At 44.4% G+C, this 14,640-nt stretch carries 14 protein-coding genes; 2 read left to right on the forward strand and 12 right to left on the reverse strand.

Annotation, left to right across the window (positions count from 1 at the left end; all coding sequences use genetic code 11):
* Positions 1-104: 104 nt before the first annotated feature.
* Both OCV39_RS17265 and OCV39_RS17270 read right to left on the reverse strand, forming a co-directional pair.
* Positions 105-1,565 (reverse strand): sodium:solute symporter family protein, encoded by a 1,461-nt coding sequence (locus OCV39_RS17265; RefSeq protein WP_171755732.1) that lies wholly within the window; start codon positions 1,563-1,565, stop codon positions 105-107.
* Positions 1,566-1,577: 12 nt separating this feature from the next.
* Positions 1,578-2,513, reverse strand: coding sequence for a DMT family transporter (locus OCV39_RS17270; RefSeq protein WP_113800065.1), 936 nt, complete (start codon positions 2,511-2,513; stop codon positions 1,578-1,580).
* A 196-nt stretch (positions 2,514-2,709) separates the two neighbouring features.
* Between OCV39_RS17270 and OCV39_RS17275 the strand changes: the two genes are divergently transcribed.
* Complete coding sequence (locus OCV39_RS17275) at positions 2,710-2,835, forward strand: hypothetical protein (RefSeq protein WP_261890118.1); 126 nt, start codon at positions 2,710-2,712, stop codon at positions 2,833-2,835.
* Positions 2,836-3,014: 179 nt separating this feature from the next.
* On the opposite strand, the gene OCV39_RS17280 is transcribed toward OCV39_RS17275, so the two are convergent.
* The 6 genes from OCV39_RS17280 to OCV39_RS17305 all read right to left on the reverse strand — a co-directional run bounded on the left by OCV39_RS17280 (position 3,015) and on the right by OCV39_RS17305 (position 10,505).
* A complete protein-coding gene (locus OCV39_RS17280) occupies positions 3,015-3,746 on the reverse strand; it encodes a DUF3726 domain-containing protein (RefSeq protein ID WP_261890119.1) in 732 nt (243 codons plus the stop codon).
* On the reverse strand, positions 3,743-5,530 hold the full coding sequence (locus OCV39_RS17285; protein WP_261890120.1) for a hypothetical protein: 1,788 nt from the start codon (positions 5,528-5,530) through the stop codon (positions 3,743-3,745). The genes OCV39_RS17280 and OCV39_RS17285 overlap by 4 nt, the downstream gene beginning before the upstream one ends.
* A 179-nt stretch (positions 5,531-5,709) precedes the next feature.
* Complete coding sequence (locus tag OCV39_RS17290) at positions 5,710-7,344, reverse strand: BCCT family transporter (protein ID WP_113800071.1); 1,635 nt, start codon at positions 7,342-7,344, stop codon at positions 5,710-5,712.
* A 136-nt stretch (positions 7,345-7,480) separates the two neighbouring features.
* The gene (locus OCV39_RS17295) at positions 7,481-8,479 is read right to left on the reverse strand and encodes a membrane dipeptidase (protein ID WP_017051352.1); all 999 of its coding nucleotides are present in this window, start codon (positions 8,477-8,479) and stop codon (positions 7,481-7,483) included.
* Positions 8,480-8,582: 103 nt separating this feature from the next.
* Positions 8,583-10,043 (reverse strand): aldehyde dehydrogenase family protein, encoded by a 1,461-nt coding sequence (locus OCV39_RS17300; protein WP_261890134.1) that lies wholly within the window; start codon positions 10,041-10,043, stop codon positions 8,583-8,585.
* 63 nt (positions 10,044-10,106) lie between these two features.
* Positions 10,107-10,505 (reverse strand): RidA family protein, encoded by a 399-nt coding sequence (locus OCV39_RS17305; protein WP_136994779.1) that lies wholly within the window; start codon positions 10,503-10,505, stop codon positions 10,107-10,109.
* A gap of 156 nt (positions 10,506-10,661) precedes the next feature.
* Between OCV39_RS17305 and OCV39_RS17310 the strand changes: the two genes are divergently transcribed.
* The gene (locus tag OCV39_RS17310; RefSeq protein ID WP_171755737.1) at positions 10,662-11,558 is read left to right on the forward strand and encodes a LysR family transcriptional regulator; all 897 of its coding nucleotides are present in this window, start codon (positions 10,662-10,664) and stop codon (positions 11,556-11,558) included.
* Between the two features lie 105 nt (positions 11,559-11,663).
* Here OCV39_RS17310 and OCV39_RS17315 read toward each other — a convergent pair whose 3' ends face one another.
* From OCV39_RS17315 to OCV39_RS17330, 4 genes are all read right to left on the reverse strand, one after another.
* Positions 11,664-12,521 (reverse strand): hypothetical protein, encoded by an 858-nt coding sequence (locus OCV39_RS17315; protein WP_261890121.1) that lies wholly within the window; start codon positions 12,519-12,521, stop codon positions 11,664-11,666.
* The gene (locus OCV39_RS17320; RefSeq protein ID WP_261890122.1) at positions 12,521-13,429 is read right to left on the reverse strand and encodes an ABC transporter ATP-binding protein; all 909 of its coding nucleotides are present in this window, start codon (positions 13,427-13,429) and stop codon (positions 12,521-12,523) included. The genes OCV39_RS17315 and OCV39_RS17320 overlap by 1 nt, the downstream gene beginning before the upstream one ends.
* The gene (locus tag OCV39_RS17325; protein WP_017054466.1) at positions 13,426-13,797 is read right to left on the reverse strand and encodes a GntR family transcriptional regulator; all 372 of its coding nucleotides are present in this window, start codon (positions 13,795-13,797) and stop codon (positions 13,426-13,428) included. The genes OCV39_RS17320 and OCV39_RS17325 overlap by 4 nt, the downstream gene beginning before the upstream one ends.
* Before the next feature lie 228 nt (positions 13,798-14,025).
* Positions 14,026-14,577, reverse strand: a complete 552-nt coding sequence (locus OCV39_RS17330; RefSeq protein WP_261890123.1) for a GNAT family N-acetyltransferase — start codon at positions 14,575-14,577, stop codon at positions 14,026-14,028.
* Positions 14,578-14,640 lie beyond the last annotated feature (63 nt).

A 14,640-nucleotide genomic window follows, 5' to 3' on the forward strand; every position in this document is an offset into this window, starting at 1 on the left:
TACGAGCAGTCCTTTTTTCTAATGTATGGAGAAATTAATGTATAGAGAAAAAACAACGTATGGAGAGAATAATTGATGGCGAACATAATTTATGGAAATAATATTTAGTGATGTGATATTTCCATAGATGTTGATTTCATATCGAAAAATTTGGCCACAACCCAATACGTACCACAGGCAAGTAGCGATGAGTAGATAGGGGCTTCGACCCAACCTAAGTCAAATTTTAGAAACAGAAGGCAACCTGAGCCAAAACCAATGATCATAGAAGAGAGTGCAGCGTAGATATTTGCGGGGATAAAGTGAGCAAGTAATGTTGGAGCCACTAGTGCCGCCATTAAGGTTCCTGAGCCAAGAATCGCTAGCATTGATAACATGAAAGGGGGAGCAAATAGCATCACAATGAATCCGGTTATTCCTAACAACCATACCGCCCCACGATTTAATACCAACAGAGAAGATTCAGATAGTTTACAACTAGGCCATATCGATTGACGTAAATCGTGTGATACCGCACCTGCGATGGCGTGCAAAACAGAATTGGCTGTCGATTTCATCGCGAACAAAATAAACAGCGTTACCACAGCTGAAATAGATGGTGTCATGAAATGGGTAAGGAAAGTGGGCATCGCTTCATCGGGGGTGGCAAGATTTGGTATTTTGATGCGGGTATATAAGCCTGCCAAAGGAACTAAACTCAGTAAACAAGAAATGGGCAGCATATAAATTGCGACATGATGTAGCTTAGTGGTTTTCGCTAATGCCATAAATCTTACCGACATATAAGGTAATGTTGTGGTGTAGATAAACGCATACGGAAGCACAAGGAATACATGCAACATCGTTGAACCGTACGGGCCAGAATCCTCAGGAGATAGCAGTTGTGGATCAATAGCATTCAAATTAGAAATGAGTTCACTAGGTGACATATCTGAAAAAATAGTGACGACAATAATCAGAGCGGAAACACACATCCCCATCACCATAAACGCATCGGTAAAAGCAACCGCGGCTAACCCTCCTATAGAGGTATAAATAATGATAATGCCGATCATTAATAGTGCCGCAGTATTATTATCAATGCCTAGCCACTGACCTGCCAATAATCCGAGAGCCTTTATTTGTCCGACCAAAAATACGAGTAATAAAATGATAGTGATGATTGCAGCAAAAGCTTGAGTCCAACGTTTGATTATCTCAGGGCCTTCATGGCTACGAGCTATATATTCTGGGATGGTAAAGCTTCCAATTGCTTGTGCTTTTTGATGTAGAAATCGAGCACAAAACAAAACCGCAAATATTATCCCCGGAGCAAAGAAGAAGTTTCCAAGAAGTTCGATTGAACCGTATTTGTAGGCAACACCAGGGGAGCCCATAAATCCCCAACCGGAAAATCCTGTTGCGACAATTGTGGCGGCTCCAATAAAAGGGCCAAGGCAATTGGCGGCTAATAAAAAACCGCCTTCACCGTCATGAGCTTTCATGATTTTGTTGCTGTACAGCGCGAGCCCTATCATGATGAACACTGTCACCAAGAGGAGAATCCAGTTCCATGAAGTGTTCATAATAGCCTCCGGTTATTGCGCGGGTTGTTCTTTTTTAATTGCAGCGTGCTTTTTGGTCATACTGATGACAATCTCACCCATACCACCACCAATGACCAAGATGCCACCAAGGGTTTGTAACATAGTGAGTGATTCACCAAACATGGCAATCCCAATCCCTGCGCCTACAACCGTTTCAAGGTATGACACACACGCTAACTCAGCTGCTTTTAAATGTTTAGCTGCAATAGTAAGCAAGCTTAGAGCGCCGAATCCGATGAAGAATCCCATAGAGATTAACCAAATCCATGAGCTGGTATCCATATCTGCAAGCGATGGTGGTTTGACGACAAAACAGGCCCCAATGGCTACGGCACCGAACAGGAAGTTAAAGAACGAGCGTGAATCTGAGCCAACATCGGTACGGTAGCGGCTGAAGAACAGGTAAAGACCATAACCAACACCTGAAGCTAAACCAAGCATGTCTCCGATAAAGTTCTCTTTAGAGAATGACAACGACATAGTAAGCCCATCAGCAGGCGTGTAATTAATAATGCCTATGATGAATAAGCAGCCTATGAATACTGCGGTTAATAAGGCTGCGGTGAGTTTAGATATTTTTTCTTTTAAAAAAATCGCGGCTAAGATGGTTGAAAATACGGGGCCGGTATAAATAAGAAATACTGCATTTGCCAAGGTCGTATACTGAGTTGACGAGACGTAAGCGGCAAGACATAAGCCTAAGCAAGCACCGCTGGCAATGACAGTTGGCGTGATTTTTGTGGCTTTCATGAGGGCAGTTTTACCCTGATACATCATTAAGCCGAAAATACAAATTGCACCGACTGTCATACGAGTAAACGCGATGACATCACCGCTGGTGTTAATGTTTCGAGCAAACAATCCCACACAGCCCATTAAAGCTGCAGATATTATCATCGTGGAATAGCCTAGCGTTTTGGTGTTCATGACTGACTCCTTTTGTGTTTACTGTTAGGTTGGTCACAAAGGGTTCCACGTCCAGTCGCTTGATAATAAAAAAATACAACGACAACCACCAAACAAAGAACGATGTTTGCAACGATAAAAGCATCGATTGACCAGTAACCTGTTAGCATGTTCATTCCTTTTATAAAGGGAAAATCGCAACATATGGATTGATGTAATGTGGTATGTAGCAATTGATGATTATATTGATGGAGTCATGATGGAAGAACTAGCCAAAACCTGCCGTCTACCTACTGATTACTGCTCACTAGATCTAAAACGTGAAATGAGTAAGTCAATATGAGCCAGTTAATTAGAATACAGAGAAATAAGCTGTAGGGAAAATAGACTCGTTTTTTAAGCTTTTTCCCATTTAGGTGTGATTTTATAGTTTATGATTGAGTTAACATTGATTAAAAAAGCCAGCCTGCATAGTGCGAACTGGCTTATCGACCCGATAGATCCGTTTTAGATTGCTCTGCTTTAGATAACTTCCCCGGCTCCTTTTACTGATTGGTCACTATTTTCGACAAGAATGGCTGTGGCCGTCTGTTTTAAGATGCTCCACTCGTTGTCATCAACGAAAATACCCGTTTGCCATGCATTCTCTTGAGTTTGAGCCAGTTCGTTGGAGTCAATGTGGATACTGTAATCCTTTGAAAGGTAAGCCACATCGAAATCCTGAATGGAAAGCTCGATCGTCATATCGTGGAACTGCTCTTCCGATCCTTCAATCACGTCGGACAAAAATAACTCGGGCGTTACACAACCTCGATTAAGAATATACAGAGTGTGTTTCGGGCTAGTGCCATTGTTCCATTTTGCAGTACAAGCAATGCCTTTTGCGGCCAGTTTTACTAATTCACTATAAGCTAACCAGCGGTTATGGCAGTTTGTTAGCTCTATGGTCATCTTTTTAGAGCCAACCATTTGCTCAATCGCGTAATCAATAATCACGGGTAGGTGGCAAGCTAGGCTACAGTTATGCAGATCAACCTTAATGGTACTTTCCGGGATGGTTTGAATATCCACCGGACAGTCTTTCTCCACCGTCATGTAATCGCTAGCGTTGTTGAAATGGCGAACGCCGTGTAACCCGACCATTTGTAAATCAGCAACCATGTTGGCGATAACGTCCGCTTCGCCGCATGTGCGACGCATACCTAGGAATGCTTTATTGACCGCCGCGACGAGTTCATTGTGAGAGACGATCATAAGCTTTTTCCTCCATGCTGTTGATCAGCAGACTGTGCGCTGGGGCTGGATAAATCGTCAGTCGCTATCTTTTCCTCTATTAGAGACTCATTCACGAGAGGCTCACTTGGGAGTAGCGGAAATATCCAGTTGTCTTGTTGAGTTTGATCGTGAATTTCATCCAGTAATGGCGCACCTTGGAAAAAGGTGACTCGTACCCATCGGTCTGATCTTGGATCAAACTTCGTCGCTCCGAAGACCGCTAATTTACAGCGTAGCAAATGCATTGGTAGGGACGACTGATGCAGGACGTTCATCTGAATATCACCCATCGCTTTATGTCCTAAAGTCCACACCCTGCGTGAGATCGCTCGAAATTGAGGTTGTCGAACAAGAAACTCTGCTAAAGACAATTCAGGTGCGTGTTGCAGTAATGCATGATAAAGACGGTACGCCTGACGACCAATATCTAATGGTAGTTCTCGCTCCTCACCCGGTTCTTGCCCACGAATTCCAAGCCTCGGCTCTTCTTTATCTTGAGAGCGATACCAAAACCAATAGTTATTCTCTGGCTGGGTAAAGTCAGTGGTAATTGCCCAGCGATAGTTCTTTTCTAATACCGCCAACAGATCCTGTATTTTCTTTCCATTCGGCAAAGATAAGGTTTCATTGCAGTTCATTTGATCTTGATAGTCATCGACGAGATCAGGGTAGATCTCCATCAAGCATGAAATGAGTACTTCTTGAGCTTCTAAACTCATTTGTTGCGAGTGGTTAACGAGTTCGCTCCACGTTTGGTATTGAGCAATTAAAGCGTCGACTGAAGCATTGAAATGCGTTAAATCATCAACGGCGGTTGCATTTAATTTCTGCTGCGTTTCGTTGATGGTGATGACCTGTTTAAGGTGAAGGATCCCTTTTTTGATCAGTGTTTGAAGCTCGCTCGATTTGTTAGGATCGGTTTGGCACTCAAGTACCGACGCGAGTGCTGTTTCTCGCGTAGTCATCCACTGATCGACAATGCTTGGGTGGTTAATCAAGTAGGGAGCCATGCCTAAGCCAGTGGCATTTCCGACCCCAAGATAGCGCTGCAAGCCTCGATGTAAGCTAACGGCTTGCTCGCCGCCTTGCTGTTTCGCAAGGTAATGAACCCAGTCTAGACTGAATTCACGCAGAATATAGACCGCACACATTTGGGCGCTGAACGATTGATTAAAATCAGGGTTATTTTCTAAGATCTTAAAATCAGCAATACCAAACTTACCATTACCGTAAACTGCAGTGGTGCGTAAAATGTAACCGACTTCAGCCAACTCTTGTGAGGTGGGCTGTTCACCTTTCGCTAGGTGGCTGACAATGTGTTCAAATACTCGAACACTTTTGTTTGCTCGTGCTAACACAAGGACATTATTAGGATTTCGTCCCGCCTCTTGCAGTGGAACATTGGCTCTTAGTTGCTCTAATAAAGTGACATCCACTTCGCCATAGACTAGTGCAAAAGTCACATCCCATTTCTCTGCTATGACTCGGTCATTACGTTCTTCATCGGCAATTTCATCGCAGAAAACGACCAAGTGATAGACATGGTTTGGGGTCTCCAGTTTGTAAACTACATGACCAAAACCTCGCGGGCAGAGTTGCCATTGGTGTTTGGTGACTTGCCATTGCTGTTTCGCCATTTTACGAATCATAGTTCTGACAAAACTGATTCGAGTTTGGTGCATAGCGCCTAGCCTTTCAGGTGCCATAACGATGTCTGCATTTCGCAGTTGTGCTTCAGTGTAGGTAGAACGATGTGCATCCATGTTGCTCACCACTTTTTAGTTATTAGATGTCAATTTATACGAGTGTTAGTCACAAGATTAGGGGTACTAATTTGTTCACTATTCAGCGTGTTTTCTATTGCTGTGATGTTGAGTGCGAAGGCGAGTGATCCCGCCTTCGGTATTTCATCCCAACCTTCGCTTCTTCTTATTTTTCTTTGTTATAAGCCTTGCTCTTTTGCCATTTTGATAGCGATTTGCGGCGCATTCCAAAGTGAGGGCAATAAGATCAATGAGACTGGTACTGCGGTGATAACAATGAAGGATTGCAGTGCCGATATTCCGCCAGATCCTAAGGAGATCAATATCAGTGCAGTTACCCCCATCATTACGCCCCAAAAGGTTCGGATGATTGCGTTGGGCTCTGTTTCACCACTGATCACAACACTGATGGTGTAGGTCATTGAGTCACCTGTTGTCACAATGAAAATGGTGGTCAAAATCAAAAACAGAATGGAAATAAGCATTGGGAATGGGAGCTGCTGAGTCACCGCCAGTAGTGCGCCCGGCAAGTTAAACCCTTCAAATGCTTTACTTACACTCCCCGGTTCTGCAATTTCAAATGCTAAGCCAGAGCCACCCACAATCGTGAACCAGAAGCAGGTCACAAGTGGAGCAATGATGCTAATGGTCGTCACCAACTGGCGAATACTGCGACCACGGGAAATACGGGCAATGAAGATCGCCATCATCGGGCCATAACCTAGGAACCAACCCCAGAAGAAGACTGTCCACCAGCTCAACCAACCTTCGTTTCCACGGTAAGTCGCCATCGGAATGAAATTATCCACCATACTGCCAACGCCCTGGATATAGCCGTTAAAGATAAAGTTCGTCGGGCCAAAAATCAGAATGTAGATCATCAGAGCCATCGCGAGGATCACGTTGTAGCGACTTAGCATTTGCATGCCTCGGTTCAAACCACTCAGTGCTGATAAAGTGTATAAAACGATGGCGAAAAGAATGATGATCAGCTGGGTTGTGAATCCGTCAGGAATATCAAACAGTGCGTTTAATGCGTAGCTCACTTGCAAACCTAAGAACCCAATTGGACCAATGGTTCCAGCCGCTACCGCGACGATACAACATGCATCGATCAATGCGCCTGTTTGACCTTTTAGAGCTCGCTCACCGAGAACGGGATAAAGTAAAATGCGAGGTTTCAGCGGTAAGCCTTTGTCATAATGTAGGTGCATGACCACAATCGACGTTAAGCTGCCTACAATTGCCCAAGCGAGAAATCCCCAGTGCATGAAGGATTGCGACAGCGCGTTAACGGCACCTTGTTGTGCATCTTCTTGCGCGCCATAAAGTGGAGGAGGACTGACGTAATGCGCAATAGGCTCTGCGGCTGCCCAAAATACGCCACCGCCAGCAAGCAGGGTACAGAAGATGATTGCCATCCAGCGGAATGCGTCCATCTCTGGTTTCGCGATACCGCCCAGTACAACCTTGCCCGTTCGTCCTGCTGCCAAGCCAATGCCAATTAAAAAGGTTAGAAGCAGCAATATTTGCCAATATGGGCCAAAGACTTTCACTGACCACGCAAAGCCAGAATTCACCAGACTTGATAGTAACTCCCCATCAAATAAAGCGATGGCAACGAATAGGGCAATGAAACCGCCGCTGTACCAAAAGGCTGGGTTATTCAGGCCTAACTTATCTGATGTGGATTCATTTCCCATACTTGATGTGGCTGATGCATTTGACTGGCTCTTTTTCCCCGCAGATAGCGAAGCATTAAGAGTCGCCGCTTCTAAGTTCGAAGTTTTCACGCTATTGGTTAAATCAGACATACTCTGACTCCAGAGGTTTCTTTGTCGCCACCCTATAGTTGAGGGCGACAAGATGTGTGTTTACTTAACACCTGTCCTATTATTTTTGTGTGAGACAGGCTGTTCCATGTTTGGGTTACGGCTATGACGAAATAGGCTATTTCCCTTGTGACATAGGCTCTAGCCCATGTTTGAGGAAGTTAAACCAATTCTCACCCAGTACTTGTCCCGCCTCGGTTTCACTGAATCCGTGACGTATTAATCCGTTATAAATATTCTCCATTCCTGCGCTACCGCAGAACCAAGGTAGTGAGTCTGGCCAGCCTGAATTACTTGCTGAACCTTCTCCATAATCCATTGTTTTCGACCAACGCCCATTGCGCATCCACTCAAGGACGGCTTGTGGTTGGTTCAGGCATAAGTCGCTACCGATACCCAAATGTTCAACACCAACCATGTCGGCGGTTGTCGCGACCATTTGGCAAAAATCTTCTAAAGTACACTGGCTGCCATTTGGTAAATGGAATGGGTATAAACTGAAGCCAATAAGGCCGCCACGTGCTGTCAGTGCTTTAATTACGTCGTTTGATTTGTTACGCAGTGCTTCATGAGCAAAAGTAGGGTTGGCGTGGCTGATACAAATTGGGCGAGATGAGAGATCAATCGCCTCAAGAGTTGAACGTTGAGCACTGTGAGACATGTCAACAATCATCCCAACTCGGTTCATCTCTTGTATAGCCTGTTTCCCAAAGCGAGTAATGCCAGTGTCATTCTGTTCGTAGCAACCCGTCGCTAATAAACTTTGGTTGTTGTAAGTGAGCTGCATGATTAACAACCCTTGCTTACGCATCACTTCGATGAGGCCAATTTCGTCTTCAATAGGAGAGCAGTTTTGCGCCCCAAGAAAAACGCCAACTTTACCTTGCTGTTTTGCTGTTTCTACATCAGCCATTGAATGGATAGGCAGGATGAGATCGGAATTTTGCTCGAACCTTAAGTTCCACTCAGCGAAGCGGGTGAGTGTTTCACGGGTATTTTCGTGATACACCATGGTGGCATGAACCGCAGTAATGCCACTGGCTTTTAGGGTTTGGAAATACTCGCGATTCCAATTGCAGTACTGTAATCCGTCTATAACAATCCGTTGCTGGTACATAACCACTCCTCAATAAACAGTCTTAATTGCGTTGGGTGATGGTGGTATACCGAGATACCACCGAGCTATAGTTCCGCCGAGCTAGAATTTCACCGAGCCGTAATTAGTAAGGGCGTTGATAGGCGGTTTTCACCACGGTGTAGAACTCTTTTGCGTATTGGCCTTGTTCGCGAGGTCCAAAGCTTGATTCTTTACGTCCGCCAAATGGGACGTGATAATCCGTTCCTGCTGTCGGTAGGTTAACCATGACACAGCCGGTTTGAGCTTGTTGTTTGAACATAGCGCTACTGCGTAAGCTTTGAGTGATAATGCCGCCAGTTAAGCCGAATCGAGTATCGTTGGTGGTGGCAATAGCTTCGTCGAGATCTGATACGCGGATGACACTTGCCATTGGAGCGAAGACCTCTTCTTGGTTCACTTCCCAGCTATTTTTGGTATTCAGGAACAGCGTTGGAGACATGTAGTGGCCCTCATGCTCTAGATGTAAACGTTCGCCACCAAATGCGAGTTCTCCGCCGCTTTGACGTGCTTTTTCGATCCAACCGAAGTTTGCTTCTAACTGATTACCGTCAACAACTGGCCCCATGAAGACGCCATCTTCTAATGCGTGACCCACTTTTAATTCGCTCATGCGTTTGATGAGAGCTTCAACGTATTGATCGTGAATAGCATCCATTACCACTAGGCGAGAAGAAGCCGTACATTTTTGTCCTGCACCTGAAAATGAGCCTGCAATTGTTGCGTCGACAGCGGTTTGAATGTCGGCATCATCGGCAATAACCAGCGCATTCTTACTGCCCATCTCTAGCTGACAACGGACAAAGTTGGGTGCAGTTGCAGCGGCGACTTTACGGCCTGTGTCGACAGAGCCTGTGAAGCTGACTCCATTAATCTCGGTTGAGTTGATGAGTGCATCTCCAACCTTAGAGCCGCTACCTAGCACAAGGTTGAACGTACCTGCTGGGATCCCTTGACGATGGATAATCTCAGTCAATGCGACCGCACTGGCAGGGGTTAAATTAGCGGGTTTCCAAATAACGCTGTTACCAAAGGCGAGAGCAGGGGCGATCTTCCAAGCGGCAGTCGCAGTCGGGAAGTTCCAAGGAGAGATGATGGCAATGACGCCAACGGCTTCGCGAGTGACTTCAACTGAAACGCCAGGTCTTACTGAATCGGCACTGTCCCCGATTTGACGAAGCACTTCCGCAGCAAAGTATTGGAAGAATTGGCCTGCACGGTAAATCTCTCCACGACCCTCAGCAAACGGTTTTCCTTCTTCACGAGAAAGTAGGGTGCCAAGTTCATCACAACGGGCAATCAGTTCATCGCCAATCGCTTGTAGTACCGCTTGCTTACGTTCAATTGGTGTTTTTTCCCATTCAGGCTGTGCTTGTTTTGCGGCTGAAATCGCGTGTTGAACTTGCTCTTCACTTGCTTGAGCAAAATTGCCTAAGTTTTCTGAAATATCAGACGGGTTGATATTCGCAACGGTGCTAACCCCTGATTGCCATTCTCCAGCAATATAGAGAGCATTTTCTGTTGGTAGATTTTGTATTTGAGTCATCATTCTGTCCTTGTAACGGTGAGGCTGTGTTTGAGTCTGGCAGCCGAACAATAAATTTGGTGGTTATTCTGGTTGGGAAGCGGCGGCATAAACGACAAATTCAACCAGCATTTCTTCACGAGCTAACCCTGCAACGACAATCGCAGCGCGGTTTGGATAGGGGGCATTAAAATGCTCAGCATAAATACGATTAACGGTTTGAAGGTATTCACGGTCAGTGACGTAAATCAGCACTTGCAGAACAGAATCTAATGATTCGCCTGCGCATTCCAATGTGTGAATAAGGTTGTTAAAGGTTTGACGGGTTTGAGCTTCAATACCTCCTTCCACTACCGCTCCTGTATCGTCGATAGGAATTTGTGCGGTATAAAGTGTGCCGTTATTAACTACAGCCCATTCTAGTGGTGCTTTTGATGCAAAAAGAGAGGTCTTAACTGGGTGCTTTTTATTTTGAGTGCTCACGGTCTTATCCAACTTTGTAACAACTATGTTTCAATGTGGTTAAATATTGCCCGTTGACACTTGATAAATCTAACGGTAAATTTTGTGCATTTGATAAATAAAACTTATCACCTTGCTTGGAGTGAGGAATATAAAGGGCTGTAGGGAGATGGGCAGATGAGTATTAAGCTACAACAATTAAAACATTTTGCTTTAGTTGTCGAAGAAGGAGGGTTCCGCGCCGCTTCTAAACGTGCAAATCGATCTCAAGCAGCACTTTCGACCTCAATCAAAGAGCTTGAGAAAATTTTGGGGCAATCACTTTTTGAATCGGGCAATAAATCAACGTTGACGCCTTTTGGAGAAATATGCGTACCCAAAATCACCCAATTTTTGAATGTGTATAGCGCGTTAGATAATGATTTACGTGCCGCCGCAGCAGGGCAACAAGGGCGGGTTAGGATCGCCAGCGTGCCTTCGGTTGCAGCGAAACTGATTCCGAGTGTGCTTGGGGCTTTTTGTGAAAAGTATCCCAATGTGGAGGTGAGCCTTGTCGACGATAATGCGGCTGGAGTAGAAGCAAGGTTATTGTCAGGAGAGGTTGATGTCGCACTCGGCAATAGCTCTCATTTAGATGATGGTGCGATTGATTTCACACCTTTGATATCCGATCCCATTGGGGTGGTGTGTTTGAGAGATAACCCTATCGCTGCTCAAAGTGATGGAATTGAATGGCATACATTGTTGAAACAGCCGTTCATCCGCAATGGTACGTGCACGCTTCTTGACCCTACACCAGCTCGGGCGTTAAGTGAGCAAGCACTCTATTCCGTAGAAAATATTACCTCTCTGTTCTCTGTATTAGAGCTTGGAATTGGAGTAACGACCTTACCTAAATTGGCATTCCCTACCAATGAAACAAGGTTAGTGTGGATCCCATTAATTGATCCCCCACTTAAACGTCAAATTGGAATATTTCGATTGGCGGATCGAACCATCTCCCCCCAGGCTCAAGCTTTTCATGATCTATGTCTGCAATATTTAAATTATACGGATGATGCTGAACTCAATTAGCTTTGAATCGGAGACAGTTTGGTTAATCAGCTTCCTGAAATGAAAAATCAGCCAATGCGATGAACATTGGCTGATCTTTATTTATATCTAGATGAGAACAGGCGATTAGTGACCTGAGAATAAGCCTTTAAGAGATGGCTCATTAGTTTTACTCAGCATTAAACTGACCGCTAATCCTCCAGCACCGAGTGCGTAGTAAACCACTAAGTTAACGATTCCTGCCTCCGTGAAACCGCTAAAAGGATTTGGCGAGAGCGCTTTCAAAGGAATAGACAGAACAGCATTGAAAAACTCACTGATTCCATGAAAACCAAACAGATAAACCGATAGCCATGTGAGGGCATAACCACCTACGACCATGACTAGGACAGGGGAGCCGACAACTTGTGAAATCATTAGGGTTATGCAAGCTAAAGGTAGAAGCGCTAATGCAACAACGACCATTCTGGCTAAGAAACCTAACCAATTAAACAACACATAAAATACGGATTCTTGGTTTATAAGAAGCGAGAGTTGTTGATCACTGACTTGGTTGATAACCCACAGTGATAGATCTGCCGCAAGCACGAGTGTTGAACAGATAACGGGGATGACCAATAGTCCAAATACGAGCTTAACGATATGGGTGGTTAAGTGCGAAACGGGCATGCTACGCCAGAACATGGAGCTACCTTCTTGGCGCTCTTTTCTCAGCGTTTTAGGTAGGTACAAAGACGACAATACGAGAGAGACTAGCCCAGCAGCAGAAGCGATGAAGAGGTTTATATTTGAAGCAAAACCTTGGTGAATGTCACTGATGTCGCCACTAACTTGCATTTCGTAGAATAAGTTGCCTTGGATGTTAGTGTTCATTAATAAGCTGATAAAAATCAGAAAACCACATGCCAAAATAAACAGAGGAACGCGCGTGATCATCTTATGCTCAATCAGCTCTTTTTCGATCATATAAAAACTTGAATGCATTACGCTTCCTCTCTTTGCAGAGCAATAAATAAATCCGCTAAATTGGCAGTATGAATATCGCCTAAATTAGCCACTTGGGTTTTGTATTCTGCTTTCAGTAACCATTTCATTGAACCTAATCCGGCTTGGCTCGAAAGTGGTTTCAGTTTGCGAATATCATCATTGTGGATGTTGCTTGCGTCGAGAATGAAGTAGTTCTCACCGACATTTTCCATACTATCTTGCAGCACGGCTTTCCCATTTTTTAGGATCAAAACATCGGTAAGCAGATGTTCTATTTCAGAAACTTCATGACTCGCGATGATCAGTGTGCGTTCACCATCGTGAAACCATTCAAGCAAATGACGGTAAAAAGTATCGCGGTAGAGAAGGTCAAGGCCAAGAGTCGGTTCGTCGAGAATGAGCACTTTGGTGTCGGTTGCAATCACAACAGCGAGATGCAGTTGAACTTTCATCCCTTTTGATAGGCTTTTGATTTTGCTAGAGGGTTTGATCTCTGTTTTGGTTAATGTTGCTTTGGCTTTTTTAATATCAAAGCTTGGATGTACGCCTGATGTATATTTGAGTAGCTGTGCCACACTCATCCAGTCTGGCAGTACATTCACATCAGAAATATAGGCAAGATGCTCCATAAGCTTTGCGTGTTGATCAATGGGATGGCAACCATTAACAGAGATCTCACCTTGGTAACGGTGAGCGCCAAGCAGTGCATTAATTAATGTCGATTTTCCTGCGCCATTGTGACCGAGTAGGCCTAATACTTGTCCTGCATGCAGTTCAAAGCTTACATCGTGCAGTGCATTGTTGCTGCTCTTAGAAGCATTGCTTTTAGATACAGGGTTCTTGGAAATATAGCTATTAGAAACATAGCTTTTAGAAACGTGCAGTACACTTACTAAAGGATTCATTTTTCACCTGTCATGTGCTGTTTTAGCTGTTGTACGAATTCATCTAAGGGCATATCAATTTGTTTTAACGTTGCCGCAATCGTCGGGATCTGTTGTTCAAAAAAATCTGATTTTTGTCTCTCTTTTAAAGTCTTTAATGCCCCCAAAGCGACAAACATCCCTTGCCCACGTCTTTTTTCGACCAACCCTTCATCGACAAGGAGTTGATAGCCTTTCATTACGGTTAAGTGATTGATCTTTAAATCGGCCGCCACGGTTCTTACTGATGGAAGCGGTTGTTCCTCTAACCAAATACCTTGCAGAATTTGCTCAGTAATCCTTTCACTTAACTGACGAAAGATTGGCTGATTATCATGCCAGTCCGTCATTTCTTACCTCTGCGTAATCGCGTGATTAACTTGGTTGGTGTTATATGTAAGTATAACACTATACCTGTAACGCTTAATTGCAAGCTATTTTTTGAAGAAAGATAGTTAGTGAGTCAACGCTGTGGTGTAGGGGAGATGATAACTTGATCAGTTTTTAGAGTAGTAAGAAGCAGAACCCTAAAGCTTGAGGCTTCTGCTTTTATTGTCTGGAATATTGCGATTCAGTGGTTAGTAGTTAGCCGAAGGTTGTTGGTCGCGGCTGAGCCCATAGATGGCGTGATCAACAATGCGACCATTGAGGTTTTCATTGCGGCTGATGATTCCTTCTAACTTAAAGCCAAGACGTTCGCACAGAGCTCGGCTCGGTTTGTTTCCTTCGGCAGCAGAAATCTCGATTTTTTGCATATCAAGCTCATCGAAAGCGATACTAATTAGCTTTTTGACCACTCGACTCATGATTCCCTTGCCTTGCTCATCTTGAGACAACCAGTAACCAATGGTCACTTTTTGTAAGTCATGGTCAATACTATTAAAGCTGGTGTTTCCGACTAACCGATCCTGATACCAAACCGCGCAAGTCATGGACTTTCCTTCAGCGTAATCGTGGAGAGAGCGTTGAATGAAAATACGAAAGTCTTGTTCACTCTGGCAGTGAGGAGGCCAAGCGAGCCACTGAGATAAATACTCTTTCTGGCTGCAAGCAATATCAGAATAGTGTGAAGCGAAGGATTCTTGTACGAGTGCTAATTCTAATTCATCATCAATTTTTAGGCTAAACATGGCTTCCCTTAACTATTCATTATTGAATAATTCAAGCTAACAGGAAGCCAGTTATTTTTCTAC

The organism is Vibrio cortegadensis (assembly GCF_024347395.1).
Lineage (GTDB): Bacteria > Pseudomonadota > Gammaproteobacteria > Enterobacterales > Vibrionaceae > Vibrio > Vibrio cortegadensis.